Source organism: Agrobacterium sp. ICMP 6402, from assembly GCF_009498615.1.
Taxonomy (GTDB): Bacteria; Pseudomonadota; Alphaproteobacteria; order Rhizobiales; family Rhizobiaceae; genus Agrobacterium; species Agrobacterium burrii.
Genome location: NZ_QSNV01000010.1, coordinates 22,293 through 39,628, shown reverse-complemented (window position 1 = coordinate 39,628; position 17,336 = coordinate 22,293). Strand labels below are relative to the sequence as shown.

The window sequence follows — 17,336 nt, the reverse complement described above, 5'->3', positions numbered from 1 at the left end:
CCTCCGAAATTGCTGTTCACGTGCCGCTCGATGCGCGGTCAATATTGGCCCTTGGGTTCCAGCCCGAGCATGCTCTGGCCGATCATGGTGCCCACGGCATCCCAGTTCATGCTGATGTGGCGGCCAACCGCATTGGCATCGCGCCAGGCCCGCTGTACGGGATTGGCAAGATCAAGCCCGACGCCGCCGGTAGAGTCGTTGAGTGCCTGCACGGCGCGCAGCGCCAGAGACACCGCAAAGGCCTGGCCGCGACGGCTCAAGAGGCGGTCATCCACGGTGAATTCCGCCCGGCCTTCGACCCGGGCCTGCGCCAGCACCTGTGCACGTGCCACATCGCGCAGCAGGATTTCACAAGCCGCATCGACACTCGCCGCCGCTTCGGCAACCCGCAGCTGAATGGTCGGGAATTCGGCCATGCGGTTATTGCCGCCCGCCACAGCACCGCGCGTCACCCGGCCGCCGACATGATCGACGTAACCCGCAAGCGCCCCCTTGGCCGCTCCGACGCCAGCCGCCGCAAGACAGGAAGGAATGCCGGTCAGAAGCGGCATGTTGAACAGGCCTTCCTCCGCATAATATTGCCCCCCGGGCGTCTTGCCGCTGGTGGCGTCCGGAAAGGTCAGAACCCGATGTTTGGGAACGAAGACATCGTCGAGAACCAGCGTCTTGGAGCCCGTGCCGGCCAGCCCCACCACATGCCATGTGTCTTCAATGACATATTGGCTGGCGGGAACGAGAAGGAAGGCGGGAACCGGCCTGCCCTCACCCTGCGGCGGCAGAATGGCGGCGCAGAGAGACCATTGCGCGTTTTCGCAACCCGAGGCGAAGGCCCATTTGCCGCTGAGGCGATAACCGCCCTCAGCCACGTCAGCCATTTTCACCGGCGCATAGGAACCGCACAGCAGCGCGTCAGGGTTTTCACCCCAGACATCGGCCTGCGCCTCTTCCGGAAACATCGCCAGCAGCCATTGATGAGCGGAAAGCAGTCCGGCAACCCAGCCGGTTGACGCACAGGCGGCCGAAAGCTCGATATTGGCCGCAACCAGTTCAGCAAACTCACCGCCCTTTCCGCCGAAAGCGCGGGGTTTGACGATATCGAAATAACCGATACCGCGTAGCGCCTCGATATGGCTGGCGGGAACGCGCCGCGCCTCTTCCGTCTGGCGGGCGCTCGACCGGAAAAGATCGGCTATGCCGGCAACGCGGCTGGTGAGGTGGACACGCGGGGTCATTTGCGCCGGCTGCGGCGCATGGCTCATATCGTTCATGATTGTCTCCCTCCGGAAGTGACTTGGCCGGGAATTATCTGGCCGGAAATATCAGGCCGGCACACCTGCCGGGCTTGCGGCGCAATATTGGGCGTTTTCGTAGAGCAATGGCCTTGTTGTCTCGCTGACATCGGCCGAAACCACCTGCCCGATGAACACGGTATGCGTTCCATAGGGCATCGCCGCCACCCGGCGGCAGGCGATGGCCGCATGCGCCGTGGGCAGATAGAGAACACCGTTTTCGTGACGCTGCCAGTCACCATTGCCGAAGCGCTCCTCCGGCGACACCTTGCCGCTGAAAGCATCCGAGAGCCCGATCTGATCCTGCGTCAGCACGTTGACGATGAAATCCGGTCGGCAGAGCAGCAGCTCGTGCAGCAGTGTGCGGTTGTTCAGGCAAACCAGAAGAGAGGGCGGCTCCATCGAGACCGAAGTGACGGCGGTCACGGTCATGCCGTGATCACGCTGATCGCCGGAAGCACAGGCAGTGATAACCGTCACGGTTGCCGGAAAACGGCGCATCGTCGTGCGGAAAGTCTGGCCGACGCCTTCCGGTGCAAGGTTGTTCAAGCCGAACAGTGCTGATGTCATGAGATCCTCCCAAATCCTGCATTCTTATTTATTTGCATTTGCAATGTTTGTCAATGCAAATGTTTTTTGTCATTTGTTGCGAGCAGCCTATCTCCCATTCCGCAGCCTTCTGGAGCGAAGCTATTGAAACGGATGGATTGTGCCGGTACAGCCGATAGGCGCACATCAGCATCTGCGCAGATGGCTCTCAAACGGGGATTTACTTCGTGTCTTATCAGTTCACCGACTCGGTACCCTACCTGCTCAACTGGGTGGGCGTTCGGCTTGGCGAGCGTTTTTCCCTGAGACTGGCTTCCTATGACATCACCCTGCCGATGTATCGCGTGCTGGCGACGCTGAGACAGCAGGAGAGCAAGACGCTGACCGAGCTTGCCGACCTCGTGTCGGTGGAGATCTCCACTCTTTCCCGGCTCGTCGGCCTGCTCGTCAGGCGTAACCTTGTCAGCCGTGAGCGACCGGCCGACAATGCCCGCATCGTGCGCATCACGCTCACGACAAAAGGCGAGGAGCTTGCGGAAGAACTGATGCCCATCGCGGCCATGTTCGAAAAAACCGCAATCGAAGGTCTCGATCCCGCGGAAGTAAAACTTTTCAAAAGCATCCTGCGCCATATCGGCCGCAATATCGCCGGCCTCTGACGCGGGAAGCCCCGCTCGCCTCACGACGTGCAATGTACTTGCAATGACCTGTTCCTATCCCTGCGGAAATCCACCGCAGCTGAAAGGAATTTTCATGTCCGACAGATCGTCATTTGCAGCCCCGGCAGCGATCATCCTCATCGCTGTCGCATCGGCCGTGCTCACCGCCTGCGCCTCGACAGTCATGAAAAGCTATATCGGCGCGCCCATCACCAGCGTGATGCTGGATTACGGGCCGCCTGACAATATTTATAGCATGGGTCCCGGCCAGCAGGCTTATCAATGGCGGAAGAACAAGACACAGGTCGTTGCCGGATCATCGAGCGGTGAAGTGCGGACAACACGGCGTGGCGAGCGTTACGAAGTCTCGGAGACACCGGGTTATGTCGAACGCATCGATTGTTTCTATACTTTCTACACCCGCAATTCCGGGAGCGAATGGTATGTGACGAGCTTCCGGCAACCTTCGCTTGAATGCGAATGATGGTTTGGGGATTTCAAATCTCCACCCGGCCCCGCCCGTTTCGGGCCATGCGCTGTTTTACCGCCGCTTCCAAGCTGAAAGCGGCGGTATTCTTTTGAATTCTCCCTGGAATCTGTCATCGGATCGGTCGCTCAGAAACGATAGTTCAGGCCGGCCTTGATGACATGATCGGTCACATCGGTTTTTGACCGCCCGCTGGAGGTCGTCGTGGTGACATTTCCGGTGCTCACATAATTATATTCAAGCTTGGCCGACAGACCACCGCCGAAGCTCTGTTCCAGACCCGCTCCCAGCAGATAGCCCTGTTTCCAGCCATCGGGACCGGTGACGCCATTCGTATCCTTGAATTTCGTCGTGGTCAGGCCAGCGGTGCCGTAAACGAGCGTGCGGTCAAGCGCAACACCGGCCTTCAGCTTTGCCGCACCCCGGAAGCGCTCTCTCAACCGGCCGTTCGGCACGCGTGCTTCGTTGCCAAGATAGGAGCCTTCCAGTTCCGCACCGACAACACCGGAGCCGAACTGGAAATTATAGCCGGCCTGTACGCCACCCGTCAGACCCCGGCCGCTGGCCAGCGGATTAAATCTTGGGGAGGCGATGCCGCCATGGGCACCGACATAGGCCCCGCCCCAGGAGAAGGCCGGCGGGTTGGCATAGTCGAACTGCTGCGCATTATAGTTGGTAAGATCAGCCGAATAGGCACTGGTTGCGACCATGACGGCAGCCGTTACGGTGACAAGCGATTTTGCGATGAACGACATGAATGACTCCAGACGAAACCGATGCGCCATGCTCTGACAGCTGCAGGGTTTCCGTTCGCGTTGAAGAACCGGAAACCGGCTCCCGTTGATCTCCTGTGCGGATAAGCTCAGCAGATACGGACATTTTCCCCACGAGAATTACGTCTGGATTGCACGAAACGAATTTATTGAAAAATAATTCAGTAATTTAATATAGTTAAATGAAATTCCTTAACTAAATTGTAAGAAATTCCCCATCGGGACACCGGCTCGCCGCCTGTAATCTCCACAGCTACACAACATCAACCACAGCGCTTCGTGAAGCAATGGATCGAATTTCCAGCCGAACGCCAAAGCCGGGATTGAGGTCGAGGAACAGGACCCGTCCACGATGAAGCTCCGCCGCCTTCTGGACCAGATTAAGACCCAGACCGGCGCCAGACGAATTGGTATTGATGCGATGAAACGGCTCGAATACCTGCTCACGTTCCGAAACGGCTATGCCAGGCCCCTCATCGCAAACGTCTATCGTTCCCGTCGCACCGACCCGGATCGTGATAGCGCCCTTGCCACCACCATGATCGATGGCATTGCGAATGAGGTTAACGACCGCCATCTCGATGATCGAGGTCTGGATCGTGAATAGCGCCTTTCCTTCGCTCGGTTCGAAATCAAATTCATAACCGGCATCCATCGCAATCGGCGCAAGATCGGTCGCGATGCGTTCAACAAGAACATTCAGATCCTGCTCTTCGGCAGGCAGTTCCACCGCACCCACCGCTTGCATCTCGAGAAGCTGGTGCGCAACGCGCGTGAGGCGATCAATGTCCGCTCGCAATTGTCGGCTCAGCTCGTCATCGGGCAAAAGATCGGCGCGGATGCGCGCAATCGCAATCGGCGTCCTCAGCTCATGAGCGGCATCGGCCAGGAAGCGGTTACGGCGATTATAGCCCTCGTCCAGTTTCGAGAGCGCGACATTGAAGGCATCAACGAGCGGAATGATTTCACTCGGCACCTTCGAACGATCGATCCGGGCGGACCGGTTCTCGAAATTGATCGATTGCGCCTGGGCGACCGTTTCCATGAGGCCACTCAGCGAACGGCCAACCGCACGGGGCGTCACCAGCAATGTCGCAATACCCGTCAGGAGCAGCATAGGCACGACGGCGATGAGGATGATGAAGCCGACACCGGGCAGCACGGTGAGCCAGCGAATGGCGCCATCGGCATCCTTTTCCAGATCCAGCTGTACATTGATCCAGAGACTGATGCCGTCATTCGGGAGACCTTTTTCCGTCCCGGCAATGAACTGCAGCCGGCCGGCCGGCGTATCGCGGTTTTCCATGGTGGCCCGGACTGTTTCCCCGGCCTCCAGACGCGCCCTTTCGATGCCTCGGGGAAACACCGCTTCCAGAGCAGGCGCCGGGATATCCCCATATTGCAGGACGATTTCGTCAGCGTCCCGCACGACAAACCAGAGATCGGGATAGCGCTGTTTCAGCGCTTTCAGATCGGGCGTAGCCGATACCTGTGCCCTGCCCTGCCCATCCTTTGTCACGCTTTCGGCGATGATCCGGGCAGTCTCCTCATTGGCGCCCTCCAGCCGCGGATCGATGATCCAGATCCAGCCGACGAGAAGAATGACGAAAAGAACGAGAAAAAATGCCTGCAAGGCGAAAAGGCGCTTCATCAGCCCCCATCGCAGGGATCGGTTGCGCTCCTGCCTCATGTCTTTGCCCGGATGAGATAACCGATATTGCGCACGGCTCTTATCTCCACCGTCGCTTCGGCCTGCGCCAGCTTCTTCCTAATGCGCGAGATATGCGCATCGAGCGCATTGGACTCGATCTCATCGTCGAGCGTATAAACCGCCTCGATCAGGCTGGACCGCGTCACGATGCGGTTCGGACGACGCATCAGGGCTTCAAGCGCCAGATATTCCCGACGCCGAAACTCGATGATGGAGCCGGCAACGCTGATTTCATTGCTTCTCGGATCAATGCTCAGATTTCCGAAACTTGTATATTTATCGGAGATCGAAGGGCCGCGTCTGTGAAGAGCCCTGAGGCGGGCGAGCAATTCCTCGATTGCGAAAGGCTTGGCAAGATAATCATCCGCCCCCGCATCCAGCCCGTCGACCCGGTGATCGACGCTTCCAAGCGCCGTCAGGACAAGGATCGGTACGGTATGTTTGCTCCGGCGAAGCGAAGACACGAGGTTCAGCCCCTCGCCATCGGGAAGGCGGCGATCCAGAACCAGCACATCGTAAGAGCCATCACGCGCAAGGGCGTCGGCATCGCTGATGGTGCTGACGTGGTCCGCGAGCACATCGCGCCGGCGCAGGGCCTCAAGCAGCGCGCGCGCCATTTCGGGTTCGTCCTCAAGAAGCAAGATTCGCAATGACTTTCCCCAAAGGTGAACCCTTGCCAGCCTCACCACTCGTCGGTGAATGTTGCAACTACATTGCAGGCGGGCGGGCATCGCTCATGTGTTCGGGCGTTATGTGTCCGGCCCCGGCTTGTACCCGTGTCTTGCATAAAAGCGGTCAAGCTCGCGCTGCTGCGGCACTTCGCCGGTATAGATGGCGATATAATCTGCAATCCTTTTCATCCGCACTGCCACATCTTCCTCGACCTGCATTGAAATGTACCCGATCTGCACGAGATAAGTGGTGCGGGCACGCACGTCTGCCTTATTTTCAGGGTGGCCGAAACGCATGAACATACGCGAAAGCGCCTCCATTCTCATCTGGTCGGCTTTGCGAAGCTCGGCAAGAATATCATCGGACTGCAACGCCCAGCTGCGCACCGCAAATTCAAATTTGCTGTCGAAAAGCGAGGAATCCAGCCAGCAATCGAACACATTCAGCATCGCCTCGGCCAGGGTTTCCGCATAGGCCTCCGATTGCCTGAGGATGCTTCCCGTGTTCTTCTCGCGCCAGCGGGATAATAGCGCGGCCAGCAATTTCTCCCGGTCCTTGAAGAACCAGTAGAAGCTGGTGCGCGAGAGATTGAGCTTTTTCGCCAAAGGCAGGATCTTGACGGAATCCACCCCGGATTCCAGCAGCGCCTCGTAGGCCGCCTCAAGCCAACCCTCCTGCGATCCACGCCAACCGGTTTCGTTCAATGTCGCTTCCATGACAATTGCGTAGCAAATCAGTCCCTGCGCGACAAGGCAAAGCGTACACTCTTGTTTATCTCGTAAACACCAGTGTTTTCTTAATTGACACATATGTACATTTTCTCTTAGCCTTGTCGCACAACCGTTCTGGGAGCAGGCACATGTCGAACGATCCCCTTCTTCAGCCCTATCAGCTCAAGCATCTGACGCTGCGCAACCGCATCATCGTCACCTCCCACGAACCCGCCTACCCCGAAGACGGTATGCCGAAAGGGCGCTACCGCGCCTATACCGTCGAGCGGGCGAAGGGCGGCGTGGCGCTGACGATGACGGCGGGTTCGGCCGCCGTGTCGAAAGACAGCCCGCCCGTCTTCAACAATCTCTTGGCCTACAAGGATGAAATCGTTCCGTGGATCCGGGAAATGACCGACGCCGTGCATGAGGCGGGTTCGGCGATCATGATCCAGCTGACGCATCTTGGCCGCCGCACCCGCTGGGACAAGGGCGACTGGCTGCCGGTCCTCGCGCCATCTCACCAGCGGGAAGCGGCGCACCGCGCCTTTCCGAAGAAGATCGAGGACTGGGACATCGAGCGCATCATCAGGGATTTCGCCGATGCTGCCGAACGGATGAAGGCGGGCGGCATGGACGGGGTGGAACTGGAAGCCTATGGCCACCTTATCGACCAGTTCGTCTCACCCCTGACCAACGAGCTTGACGGCCCCTATGGCGGCTCGCTTGAAAACCGCATGCGTTTCTGTCTCGACGTCTTCAGGGCGATACGCCAACGCGTCGGCGACGATTTCATCCTCGGGGTTCGTTACACCGCCGATGAATGTCTCGAGAACGGCACCGGCAAGGCGGAAGGCATCGAAATCTCCAGACGGCTGAAGGAGAGCGGCCTGATCGACTATCTTAACGTCATCAGGGGGCATATCGACACCGATCCCGGCCTGACCGACGTCATCCCCATTCAGGGCATGGCCAGCGCGCCGCATCTTGATTTCGCAGGAGAAATCCGCGCAGCGACCAGCTTCCCCATCTTCCATGCCGCCAAAATTCAGGATGTCGCCACCGCCCGTCACGCGATCGCCGCCGGCAAGGTCGACATGGTCGGCATGACCCGCGCCCACATGACCGATCCGCATATCGTCCGCAAGATCATGGAAAAGCGGGAGGAGGACATCCGCCCCTGCGTCGGCGCCAATTACTGTCTTGATCGTATTTATCAAGGCGGCCTCGCCTTCTGCATTCACAATGCAGCCACCGGCCGCGAGGAAACCATGCCGCATGAAATTACGAAGGCTGAGAAAAGCCTGAAGGTAGTGATCGTCGGCGCTGGCCCGGCAGGTCTTGAAGCCGCAAGGGTCTGCGCCGAGCGTGGCCATGCGGTCGTGGTCTTCGAAGCCGCCAGCGACCCCGGCGGCCAGATCCGCCTGACCGCACAAAGCGAACGACGCCGCGAAATGATCGGCATCATCGACTGGCGCATGAGCCAGTGCGAGAAGCTCGGCGTCATCTTCCATTTCAACAGCTGGGCGGAGGCGGATACGGTTGTCGCCGAAAAACCCGACGTGGTGATTATCGCTACTGGTGGACTGCCCCATACCGAGGTGCTTTCGAAGGGCAACGAGCTGGTCGTCTCCGCATGGGATATCATTTCCGGCGACGTCAAGCCGGGCGCCAATGTTCTCGTCTATGATGATGCGGGCGACCACACCGGGCTTCAGGCCGCCGAATTCATCGCCAAGGCAGGCGGCAAGGTCGAGATCATGACACCGGATCGCTCTTTCGCCCCGGAAGTCATGGCCATGAATCTCGTGCCCTATATGCGTTCGCTGCAGAAACGCGACACGACATTCACCGTCACCTACCGGCTGGAGGCGGCGGAAAGAAGCGGCAATCAGATCATCGCCCATGTTGGCAGCGATTATGGCGGCGTTTCGAAACAGCGCGTCGTCGACCAGATCGTCGTCAATCACGGCACAATCCCGCTGGACGAGCTTTATTTCGAGCTCAAGCCCGGCTCGAAGAACCTTGGCGAAATATCCTATGACGCGCTGATTGCGGGCGCGGCCCAGACCGTCGAGCGTAATCCGACCGGCACCTACCGGCTGTTCCGGATCGGCGATGCGGTCGCAGCGCGCAACACCCATGCGGCAATCTACGATGCGCTGCGCCTCGCAAAGGACCTCTGAGAGAGAGCCGCCCGGTGGCGGCCTCCCTCATAACTCAAGCGATACCGCGAACCGCTGACCGAATTGCGAAAATTGCAATCGCCCGCCCAACCGGTCGATTGCCATCTTGACGATCGCAAGCCCAAGGCCGCTTCCACCCGGTTCCGATCGCGGCGAACGGTAGAAGCGCTGCAGCACCCGTTCCTGCTCCTCCACCGCGATCCCCGCCCCTTCGTCGATAACCACGACGTTGATCTTGCCGTTTGCCAGTTCCGCCCGGCATTCCACCGTCGATCCCTTCGGCGAGTGCTGCACGGCATTTTCCATCACGTTACGGATCGCAAGACGAAGCAGGGACCGATCCGCCTCGATGAGGATCGTATCCGCCTCTTCCGAAAGCCGGCAGGTAATTTCGACCTCGCGTGCACGCCTGAGCGGCTCCAGCTCCTGTATGACATCAAGGATGAGATGGGGAATGTCGACGCCGGCTTTCACCGCCTGCGCTTCGGTGGCGTCAACGGCAGCCAGGTCGATAAGCTGTTTTGCCATCCGGCTTGTCCGGTCGACGCTCTGTTCAATGCGCCGCAGCGCCTGTTGCTGCACCTCGGGATCGGTGGAGCGCATGGCCACCTGCGCCTGCGTCTTCAGGCCGGCAAGCGGCGTCTTCAATTCATGTGCGGCATAGGTCGTGAATTCGCGTTCCCTTTCCCGCGTCGCCTGAACGCGCGCCAGAAGGCTGTTCAGCGCATGGATCATCGGCCGAAGCTCCGAGGGCGTTCCCTTGTCGGCAAAGCCGTGGAGTTCAGTCGCGTCGCGCGCTTTCATGCCGTTTGCGAGCTTTTGCAGAGGCGCAAGCCCCCTGGAAACACACAGCCAGATAAGGCCAGCCATCAGCGGCATGATGAAAAGCGCCGGATAAAGAAGCCCCTTGATGACATCATCAACCAGCCGGTCGCGAACCTCGACACTGTCACCCACCAGAACCCGGACACCGAGATCGGGCTTCACGACCGCATAAACACGCCATTCGATACCGTTGATGACCGTATTCTGGAAGCCCGAGGCATGATCCGAAAGGGAAGCATCCGGGGCACTGTCAGACTTGCTGAGCAGACGGCCGCTGACGGACCAGATCTGGCAGGCAAGCTGGCGTTCGTAGGAGGGTATCGCCGCCGCATCAGCGTCTCCGTCCTCATCATGCGTCGGTGAATGGCCGTCTATCAGGCGGATATCGACCGGGCGATCGCCGACGAGGGATCCAACCATTCTTGCCGATTCCACCAGCCGCGCATCGAGAACATGCTCCAGCCGCGCCTTGGTGCTGGTATAAATCCACACGCAGGCCGAAAGCCAGACGAGACCCGTCATCAGCAGGAGGACGGTAAACAATCTTGCCCGGATCGACATCACGCAACCCTCCCGACACGGTAACCGACGCCGCGCACCGTCTCGATGAAACCGGCACCCAGTTTGGAGCGGAGCTTGTGGATGTGGACCTCGATGGTATTGCTTTCCACATCCTCCTGCCAGCCATAGAGCTTTTCCTCCAGAACCGGCTTTGAAAAAATCATGCCGGGATTCTGCATGAGGGCGTGGATGATCGCAAATTCACGGCGCGACAGCGCAATGACACTATCATCCTTCTTCGCCACCATCTTCGCGGGATCGAGCGTCACGCCCAGCGCCGACAGCGTGCCCTCGGAACGCCCCTCGCCACGGCGGATGATCGCCCGCAACCGGGCGGCAACCTCATCAAGATCGAAAGGTTTGCCCAGATAATCATCCGCGCCGGCATCGAGGCCGCAAATCTTGTCCGTGGTCGCATCCTTGGCGGTGAGCAGAAGGATTGGCACCCGGTTGCGCTCAGTGCGGGTGTGGCGCAGAAGATCGAGGCCTGACCCATCAGGCAACATCACATCGAGAACAACGGCGTCGAAACGGCAATTCTCGAGGGCGATTTTTGCGTCGGCAAGGGTCATGACAGCATCGACGGTGAAGCCGGCAAGCTGCAGCCCGACCCGCAGACCATCAAGCAGGACATCGTCGTCCTCGACCACCAACAAACGCATTGAGCACTCCATCATTCCGGCACACGGGTATTTTGATGCGCGGGAACCTGAAAAACGAACCTTAAGGCTGGCTTAAGCTTCCAGCCGGAAGCCTGCGCCATCCATGGCTTATCCCACAAGGCCTACCCCATAAGGAAAGAGAATGCGTTTCAATTTTTCGTTCGTGCTCCTCGTTCTGCTGTCCATTTGCGGACCGGCGCTCGCGCTCAGTCCGCCGATGGACATGGCGGATGCGTTCAAGCTTTCGATAGACCGCACGGGAACGGCGGCCACCTTCCGCTGGCAAATCGCCGAGGGATATTATCTTTATCGGGAGAGCCTGCAGGCCACCACTGAGGACGGAACGAAGCTCGATCTCAGGACGCAGGCCGGCGAGATGAAGGATGATCCCGGCTTCGGCAACACCGAAGTCTATTTCGGGCAAGCCGCCGCCACGCTCGCCGACGCGCCGCAGACCATGAAACTGACATTTCAGGGATGCCAGGATGGCGGTATCTGCTATCCGTTCCGAACGGTCGCCGTTGACGGGTTGCGGATCGAAGCGGAGGCGCCGTTCGGCATAAGGCCGCAGGAGCCGCCCGCATTTCAGTCCTTCGCCCTGATAGCACCGTCCGAAGAGCTGGAAAAGGCGGAGCAGTCAGTACCTGTACCAGCACCCCCGACCGAGCCGGGTATGGTGGAAGGTTTTCTCGCCCGGGGCGGCACGGCGCTGCTTCTCGCCTCCTTCATGGGTCTTGGCGTGCTCCTCGCATTCACGCCCTGCGTGTTTCCCATGTACCCGATCCTCGCGGCCACGCTCGGCCGGCAGGGCGCTTCATTGTCGCCCGGTCGCAGCTTTCTCCTCTCATCAACCTATGTCGCCGCGCTTGCCGCCGCCTTCAGCCTGTTCGGCATACTGGCCGCATGGCTTGGCCAGAGCTTCCAGATCGCCCTACAGTCGCCACCGGCCATTCTCATCACCGCCGCCGTCTTTATCATTCTGGCGATCGCCAGTTTCGGCATCGTCGAGGTCCAGCTTCCGGCGGGCCTTCGCGACCGGTTGGCGCGATCGCAGCGTTCGCTCGGCGGATCGTTCGGCTCGACCGCCATTCTCGGTTTCAGCTCGGCGCTGCTGATCGGCCCCTGCGTGACAGCGCCGCTTGCAGGCGCACTTCTCTATATCGCCAAGACCGGAAACCTGCTGCTCGGCGCAGCGGCGCTCTTTGCGCTCGGCATCGGCAAGGGCATTCCGCTTATCCTCATCGGCACCTCCGGCGCGGCATTGCTGCCGCGGGCCGGCGCATGGATGGCGCAGATACGCTGGCTGTTCGGCTTCATCTTCCTCGCCACCGCGATCTGGTATCTCGACCGGCTCATTCCTCCGCCTGTAACGCTCGCGCTTTCCGCAGCGCTGCTCGTTACCATCGGTGTTTTCTTCGGTGCTTTCGACACACTGCCGCAACAGGCCGGCATTGGCCGCCGTCTGATGAAATCGGCCAGCCTTCTTTCCATGCTCTATGGCGCGTTTCTCGCTTTCGGCGCGGCGAGCGGCAGCACCAGCATGCTCCAGCCGCTGCAATTCTCCGGCGGCCCGATCGCCAGCCGCTCCATGCCCGGCCTGACAAAGGCGAGTTTTGCAACGGTGAATTCCAATGGGGAACTGAAAGCCGCGGTCGCTCAGGCAGGAAAGCCCAGCCTCGTCTACTTCACTGCGGACTGGTGCGTTTCCTGCCGCGTCATCGAACGCTCCGTTCTGAATGATCCACAGGTCGCGGAAAGCCTTAAGGATACAAACCTCGTCTCCGTCGACCTTTCGGACATGACGTCAGACAAACAGCAATTGATGAAAGACAGCAATGTCATCGGCCCGCCGACCATGCTGTTCTTCGACAGAAAAGGAGCCGAACTCCCCTCCATCCGCATGGTGGGCGAGATTTCGGCCCGTTCACTCATCGATGCGGCGGCGCAAACGCAGCAGGCGCTTGCAAAACCGGCAATCGACAATACCGCAGGAGCCCGCCAATGACCCTTACACGTCGACAGCTTGTCGCAATGGCCGGCCTTGCCGCCATTGCTCCCCCCTCACTTGTTTTTGCCGAGACAGACCCGACAAGCCGGGAGATGGTGCTGCACGATCCGGACGCCCCGGTCCTCGGCAATCAGAAAGGCGACGTGACGGTGGTGGAGTATTTCGACTACCAGTGCCCCTATTGCAAATCATCCTACGGCATGGTGCGCGACGTGGTCGAACAGGATGGCAAGGTCAGGCTTGTGCTGAAGGACTGGCCGGTCTTCGGCGGCGCATCGGTCATCGCCGCGCAGGCGGTGCTCGCCAGCGCCAGGCTCGGCAAATATGAAAAGACGCTCGACGCCATGTTTCACACGCCGAACAAGCTGCAGCAGGCCGATGTCGAAAAGGCCCTTAAGAAAGCGGGCCTGACCTTCGACGGTGTTGGCAAGGCCGTTGTCGAGTATCAGGCGTGGATTTCCGGTCTGCTGGACCGGAACTGGGTACAGGCCGCCGCCTTCAAATTCGTCGGCACGCCATCATTTGTGGTGGGAACGACAAGCTTTGCCGGCGTCCTCGACCGCAAGGGCCTGAAGGAAGCAATCGCCAAGGCACGGGGATAGGACGAGACGGCAAAGGGCATCGGCACTGCCACGCCCAGCCAGAATGTTGAAGCGATGGTTTCAGTCCAAGCGGACGTGAAACCATCATTGTCCGAACGCTACGCCTGTTCACGCGCTCTTTTGAAAAGATCCGTAAAGGCTTCCGCGCTCTGCACCGCACCGGGAACGAGGAACTTGCCGATGATGAAAGCAGGCGTTCCCGTCAATTGCAGCGACATCGCCTGTTCATGATTGCGCGCAAGCAGATCATCGATCTCCGCCGCTTTCGATTTCATGTCGCGCTGGAGGCGGGCAAAGTCGATACTCGTCGCACGCACGGTATCGCGCATCTCGTCGGCCTTCACCTTCGGCGTCTTGATCGCCATCAGCGCATCATGGACGATGTGATACCCGTCCTGATATTTCGCCGCCAGCGCCAGTCGCGCTCCCTCGACGGAGTCAGGTGTTATGATCGGCCAGTCCTTGTAGACCATCCTGACATCCCCGTCTGCCGAGACCGCATTGCTCATGGGAACGGCCGTCTTTTTGCACCAGGGGCAATTATAATCGAGAAAGGCGACCATGGTGAGCTTGCCGGCGGGATTGCCGGAGACGGGTGCCGCCGGATCGCGCAGGATCATCTCAAGCTTCAGACCGTTGGGCGAGGCTGCTGCCGGCGATGCGGCGGCCGAGACCACCGAGATAGAGCCGAGGAGAAAGGCACGGCGCCCCAGCCCGGCAAGGGCTGAATCATCCGCGCGGTTTCGAACATTATATGCCATGGTGATGGGTCTTCCTTCGTTTCCGTGTCGATCGTCAGGCGGCGAGTTGCTGGCGCTTCGAGGGGTCGGGAATAACCACGATGGTGCTGCCGTCCCTCACATTGTTGAAGAGGTCGATGACATCCTGGTTCAGCAGCCGGATGCAGCCGGAGGAAACCGCCTTGCCGATAGAAAAGGCCTCAGGCGTTCCATGCAGGCGGTAAAGCGTGTCCCTGCCGCCCTGATGAATGTAGAGCGCCCGCGCGCCAAGCGGGTTTTTGAGGCCGGGCGGCATTCCGCCATTGGCGATACTATAGGGCTGAAGACTGGGCTGTCGCGCCACCATATCGTCCGGCGGCGTCCATTTCGGCCATGCCCGCTTATAAGCGACCGTCGCCCGGCCGGCCCAGGAGAAGCCATCCCGGCCGACGCCAATCCCGTAACGGGTCGCCTTGCCGCCCGGCAGAATGTGATAGAGAAACTTGTTCGGCGTATCGACGATCAGCGTGCCGGGCTTTTCATCGGTCGGATAATCGACAACCTGCCGCCAGTAGCGGGGGTCCACCTGCTTGATATTCACTGCCGGGATCGGAAATGTCTCATCGGGAAGCGCCGCATACATGGCCGGCGTGGCCGGCGCAGGCGTCTTGGGCAACGGTTCGTCGTTCCTCGACAACGTCGCCGGCTTTGGCGGCTGACCGGACGTGGCGCAACCCGCCAGCAGGCCCGCAAGCCCAAGGGCAAGAAGGTTTCTGCGGGTGGTGAAAATCGGGATGTCGTGCATTCTGGGCTGTGTCTCCTATTCGGCGACACATAGCCGGCCCCCACCTTAAGCCAGTCTTAAGGCCATCACCCGCATGGCAATTCGTCTGGATCGGCGTTACTGCGGATCACCGAAAAGATAAATGACCGCCCCCTGGAGCGGTCATTTTCTCTGTGTGTTCGATGCAAATTCACCAGCGGGTCAGGCCCAGCAGCTTTTCGCCGAGCGGGTTGAGCCTGGCGGTTTCGGCATGGCGTTTCTCCCATTCACGCGGATCACCGGGGAAGGCGTCGCGCTGCGGATGATCGAGCTCCTTCCAGAGTCGGATCCGCTCCTGCCGTTCCACCTCATTGTCGAATTCCGCCGGGTGCATGGAGATATATTGCGCCATGCGCACACGGCCATCGGAATGATTGGGGCGCACGCCATGGGCAAGCAGCGAGTTGAAGATCATCAGGTCGCCCGGTTCCATATCGATATTGACGACGGACAGGCCAGCCATATCCGGATGCATCGGGTCGCGATCTTCCGGCTGCGTCTTCACCCATTCATCGAAATGTTCAAAAAGATAGGGCACGCACTGAAACCCGCCGACATCGCCGTCCTGTTTCTGCAGGCTCAGCACGCCCTGTACGCCGATCGGCAGCGGGCGGATGGACGTGTCCACATCCCAGTGGATGAAACCGTTGGGATTGCCTTTCACCTTTTTCGGCGGATTGAGATTGGCGCGGTCGATGGTGACCCACAGATCCTCTCGGTCCCATATGTCAACGAAGACGTCATAGACCCGCTGCTCCGCACGATTGTCCCAGAGATACTGGTGATTATAAATTTCCAGCATGCCGGTATTGTTCAATTCCTTCATCTTGTGTTCGCGTCTTTGCGGCGCATACCAGGTTGAAGCGTCGGCCGGATCCTTTTCATCGAATTTCCAGAGCAGATCGACAAGGCGTTCCACATTCGCCGCAGGCACCGCCTGACGGACAATGATATATCCCCTCGTCGTCCAGTGCTGCCAGTCCGCTTCCGACAGGACGCGCAGCGGCAAGGTCTTTTTGATATCCTTGAGCTGGGTCGTGGCGGCCGTCGTCGGATGGCTGTCGCGTTTGATTGCTGCGGTGGATTGCATGTCTTTCTCCCATCATCATCTCCCTGACCATCAGGCGATGAAAGGAAAGCTACGACTTTCCCGGGGGACGTGTTGTCCGCAGATGGACAATAATGATACTATTCCAGCGTATAAATCCCAAAAGGCGCGGAATGAGACCACATCTCGAACATCTACCGACATCGCCGGATTCGTCCTGGAGCAGGCTCAACCGGCAGCTTGACGACGCCATTCCGTTCGAATGGCACCACCATCCCGAGTTCGAGCTGACATTGACGCTGAATTCCCGCGGGCAGCGGTTCGTGGGTAATCATGTTGCCGATTACGATCATGGCGACCTCGTGCTCATCGGCCCGAACCTGCCGCACACCTGGGCGTCGCGCGACAAACTCGATCCGGCTGAACCACATGTCGCCCTCGTCTTCTGGTTCAGGAAAGAATGGATCGAAGGACTGGCCGGCGGATCGGTGGAACTGGCGCCCGTCAGACGCCTCATCCAAAACGCCGCGACCGGGCTGGCGTTCGATCCCGCACTCGGCCGGGCTCTGGCGGATGATTTTGAAGCGATATTTTCCTGTCCGCCGGTCAGGCAACTGACTGGACTTCTGGATATTCTGGCCCGGCTGGCGGCGGAGGATGGTGGCGCGCCTCTTTCAACCGTCGTGCCGCAGCAGGTGGAAGGGGACCGCTCGCGGATTGACCGTGTCCTGATCCACTTGCACCGTCACTACCACGAGCCGCTCCGCATGGAGCAGATTGCCGCAATAGCCGCTCTCAGCGAATCCGGCCTGCACCGCATGTTCAGGAAACATACGCAGGTCAGCATTTCAGACTATCTCATTGGCCTCAGGGTCGGCGAAGCCTGCGCCCGGCTCTCGGGCACCACCCAGCCAATCCGGCATATCGCTGCCGATGTCGGTTATGCCTCGCTGGCCAATTTCAATCGCCAGTTCCTGCGTCTGCGCGGCATGACACCGCGCGACTATCGAGCCTCGTTTCAGGGCGGCGGCAGAAAAACCCGGTAACGCAGC

General features: G+C 59.6%; 17 protein-coding genes. 6 read left to right on the top strand and 11 right to left on the bottom strand.

Annotation, left to right across the window (positions count from 1 at the left end; genetic code table 11):
• Positions 1-38: 38 nt before the first annotated feature.
• Together graA and graD are read right to left on the bottom strand one after the other, a co-directional pair.
• The gene (gene graA / locus DXT96_RS21635) at positions 39-1,268 is read right to left on the bottom strand and encodes an FADH(2)-dependent resorcinol hydroxylase oxygenase component (protein WP_153516432.1); all 1,230 of its coding nucleotides are present in this window, start codon (positions 1,266-1,268) and stop codon (positions 39-41) included.
• 51 nt (positions 1,269-1,319) lie between these two features.
• Positions 1,320-1,859, bottom strand: a complete 540-nt coding sequence (gene graD / locus DXT96_RS21630) for an FADH(2)-dependent resorcinol hydroxylase reductase component (protein ID WP_153516431.1) — start codon at positions 1,857-1,859, stop codon at positions 1,320-1,322.
• A gap of 206 nt (positions 1,860-2,065) precedes the next feature.
• Between graD and DXT96_RS21625 the strand changes: the two genes are divergently transcribed.
• Together DXT96_RS21625 and DXT96_RS21620 are read left to right on the top strand one after the other, a co-directional pair.
• Positions 2,066-2,497 carry a MarR family winged helix-turn-helix transcriptional regulator gene (locus DXT96_RS21625; protein ID WP_149899797.1) on the top strand — a complete coding sequence of 144 codons (432 nt, stop codon included), beginning with the start codon at positions 2,066-2,068 and terminating at the stop codon, positions 2,495-2,497.
• A 94-nt stretch (positions 2,498-2,591) separates the two neighbouring features.
• Complete coding sequence (locus DXT96_RS21620) at positions 2,592-2,981, top strand: hypothetical protein (protein WP_153516430.1); 390 nt, start codon at positions 2,592-2,594, stop codon at positions 2,979-2,981.
• A gap of 131 nt (positions 2,982-3,112) precedes the next feature.
• Here the strand turns inward: DXT96_RS21620 and DXT96_RS21615 are convergent, their stop codons facing one another.
• The 4 genes from DXT96_RS21615 to DXT96_RS21600 all read right to left on the bottom strand — a co-directional run bounded on the left by DXT96_RS21615 (position 3,113) and on the right by DXT96_RS21600 (position 6,856).
• Positions 3,113-3,739: an outer membrane protein gene (locus tag DXT96_RS21615; RefSeq protein ID WP_149899795.1), complete on the bottom strand. Its 627-nt coding sequence runs from the start codon at positions 3,737-3,739 to the stop codon at positions 3,113-3,115.
• A 271-nt stretch (positions 3,740-4,010) separates the two neighbouring features.
• The gene (locus DXT96_RS21610; protein ID WP_194287703.1) at positions 4,011-5,408 is read right to left on the bottom strand and encodes a HAMP domain-containing sensor histidine kinase; all 1,398 of its coding nucleotides are present in this window, start codon (positions 5,406-5,408) and stop codon (positions 4,011-4,013) included.
• Between the two features lie 35 nt (positions 5,409-5,443).
• Positions 5,444-6,118: a response regulator transcription factor gene (locus DXT96_RS21605; protein WP_149899793.1), complete on the bottom strand. Its 675-nt coding sequence runs from the start codon at positions 6,116-6,118 to the stop codon at positions 5,444-5,446.
• A gap of 99 nt (positions 6,119-6,217) precedes the next feature.
• A complete protein-coding gene (locus tag DXT96_RS21600) occupies positions 6,218-6,856 on the bottom strand; it encodes a TetR/AcrR family transcriptional regulator (protein ID WP_194287702.1) in 639 nt (212 codons plus the stop codon).
• A 143-nt stretch (positions 6,857-6,999) separates the two neighbouring features.
• Here DXT96_RS21600 and DXT96_RS21595 point away from each other — a divergent pair, with 143 nt between their 5' ends.
• Positions 7,000-9,036 carry an NADH:flavin oxidoreductase gene (locus DXT96_RS21595; protein ID WP_153516427.1) on the top strand — a complete coding sequence of 679 codons (2,037 nt, stop codon included), beginning with the start codon at positions 7,000-7,002 and terminating at the stop codon, positions 9,034-9,036.
• A gap of 27 nt (positions 9,037-9,063) precedes the next feature.
• Here the strand turns inward: DXT96_RS21595 and DXT96_RS21590 are convergent, their stop codons facing one another.
• Positions 9,064-10,422, bottom strand: a complete 1,359-nt coding sequence (locus DXT96_RS21590; protein WP_153516426.1) for an ATP-binding protein — start codon at positions 10,420-10,422, stop codon at positions 9,064-9,066.
• Positions 10,422-11,084: a response regulator transcription factor gene (locus DXT96_RS21585; protein WP_153516425.1), complete on the bottom strand. Its 663-nt coding sequence runs from the start codon at positions 11,082-11,084 to the stop codon at positions 10,422-10,424. The genes DXT96_RS21590 and DXT96_RS21585 overlap by 1 nt, the downstream gene beginning before the upstream one ends.
• Positions 11,085-11,226: 142 nt before the next feature.
• On the opposite strand from DXT96_RS21585, the gene dsbD reads away from it, so the two are divergent.
• On the top strand, positions 11,227-13,089 hold the full coding sequence (dsbD, locus tag DXT96_RS21580; RefSeq protein WP_153516424.1) for a protein-disulfide reductase DsbD: 1,863 nt from the start codon (positions 11,227-11,229) through the stop codon (positions 13,087-13,089).
• Positions 13,086-13,694 carry a DsbA family protein gene (locus DXT96_RS21575; protein ID WP_210251600.1) on the top strand — a complete coding sequence of 203 codons (609 nt, stop codon included), beginning with the start codon at positions 13,086-13,088 and terminating at the stop codon, positions 13,692-13,694. Before dsbD ends, DXT96_RS21575 begins: the two co-directional genes overlap by 4 nt.
• Before the next feature lie 98 nt (positions 13,695-13,792).
• On the opposite strand, the gene DXT96_RS21570 is transcribed toward DXT96_RS21575, so the two are convergent.
• The 3 genes from DXT96_RS21570 to DXT96_RS21560 form a co-directional block, all read right to left on the bottom strand.
• Positions 13,793-14,455, bottom strand: coding sequence for a DsbA family protein (locus tag DXT96_RS21570; RefSeq protein ID WP_153516423.1), 663 nt, complete (start codon positions 14,453-14,455; stop codon positions 13,793-13,795).
• Between the two features lie 34 nt (positions 14,456-14,489).
• Positions 14,490-15,218 carry a L,D-transpeptidase gene (locus tag DXT96_RS21565; RefSeq protein ID WP_153516422.1) on the bottom strand — a complete coding sequence of 243 codons (729 nt, stop codon included), beginning with the start codon at positions 15,216-15,218 and terminating at the stop codon, positions 14,490-14,492.
• 169 nt (positions 15,219-15,387) lie between these two features.
• Positions 15,388-16,326, bottom strand: a complete 939-nt coding sequence (locus DXT96_RS21560; RefSeq protein ID WP_153516421.1) for a phytanoyl-CoA dioxygenase family protein — start codon at positions 16,324-16,326, stop codon at positions 15,388-15,390.
• A 131-nt stretch (positions 16,327-16,457) separates the two neighbouring features.
• Here DXT96_RS21560 and DXT96_RS21555 point away from each other — a divergent pair, with 131 nt between their 5' ends.
• Positions 16,458-17,330, top strand: a complete 873-nt coding sequence (locus tag DXT96_RS21555) for an AraC family transcriptional regulator (RefSeq protein WP_153516420.1) — start codon at positions 16,458-16,460, stop codon at positions 17,328-17,330.
• Positions 17,331-17,336 lie beyond the last annotated feature (6 nt).

Bases quoted from the DNA above. Each gene is read 5' to 3' on its own strand.
- DXT96_RS21615 (WP_149899795.1), bottom strand. From the start codon at position 3,739: ATGTCGTTCATCGCAAAATCGCTTGTCACCGTAACGGCTGCCGTCATG.
- DXT96_RS21555 (WP_153516420.1), top strand. From the start codon at position 16,458: ATGAGACCACATCTCGAACATCTACCGACATCGCCGGATTCGTCCTGG.
- DXT96_RS21575 (WP_210251600.1), top strand. From the start codon at position 13,086: ATGACCCTTACACGTCGACAGCTTGTCGCAATGGCCGGCCTTGCCGCC.
- DXT96_RS21620 (WP_153516430.1), top strand. From the start codon at position 2,592: ATGTCCGACAGATCGTCATTTGCAGCCCCGGCAGCGATCATCCTCATC.
- DXT96_RS21590 (WP_153516426.1), bottom strand. From the start codon at position 10,422: ATGTCGATCCGGGCAAGATTGTTTACCGTCCTCCTGCTGATGACGGGT.
- graA (WP_153516432.1), bottom strand. From the start codon at position 1,268: ATGAACGATATGAGCCATGCGCCGCAGCCGGCGCAAATGACCCCGCGT.
- dsbD (WP_153516424.1), top strand. From the start codon at position 11,227: ATGCGTTTCAATTTTTCGTTCGTGCTCCTCGTTCTGCTGTCCATTTGC.
- DXT96_RS21595 (WP_153516427.1), top strand. From the start codon at position 7,000: ATGTCGAACGATCCCCTTCTTCAGCCCTATCAGCTCAAGCATCTGACG.
- DXT96_RS21570 (WP_153516423.1), bottom strand. From the start codon at position 14,455: ATGGCATATAATGTTCGAAACCGCGCGGATGATTCAGCCCTTGCCGGG.
- DXT96_RS21600 (WP_194287702.1), bottom strand. From the start codon at position 6,856: ATGGAAGCGACATTGAACGAAACCGGTTGGCGTGGATCGCAGGAGGGT.
- graD (WP_153516431.1), bottom strand. From the start codon at position 1,859: ATGACATCAGCACTGTTCGGCTTGAACAACCTTGCACCGGAAGGCGTC.
- DXT96_RS21560 (WP_153516421.1), bottom strand. From the start codon at position 16,326: ATGCAATCCACCGCAGCAATCAAACGCGACAGCCATCCGACGACGGCC.
- DXT96_RS21565 (WP_153516422.1), bottom strand. From the start codon at position 15,218: ATGCACGACATCCCGATTTTCACCACCCGCAGAAACCTTCTTGCCCTT.
- DXT96_RS21610 (WP_194287703.1), bottom strand. From the start codon at position 5,408: ATGAAGCGCCTTTTCGCCTTGCAGGCATTTTTTCTCGTTCTTTTCGTC.
- DXT96_RS21585 (WP_153516425.1), bottom strand. From the start codon at position 11,084: ATGCGTTTGTTGGTGGTCGAGGACGACGATGTCCTGCTTGATGGTCTG.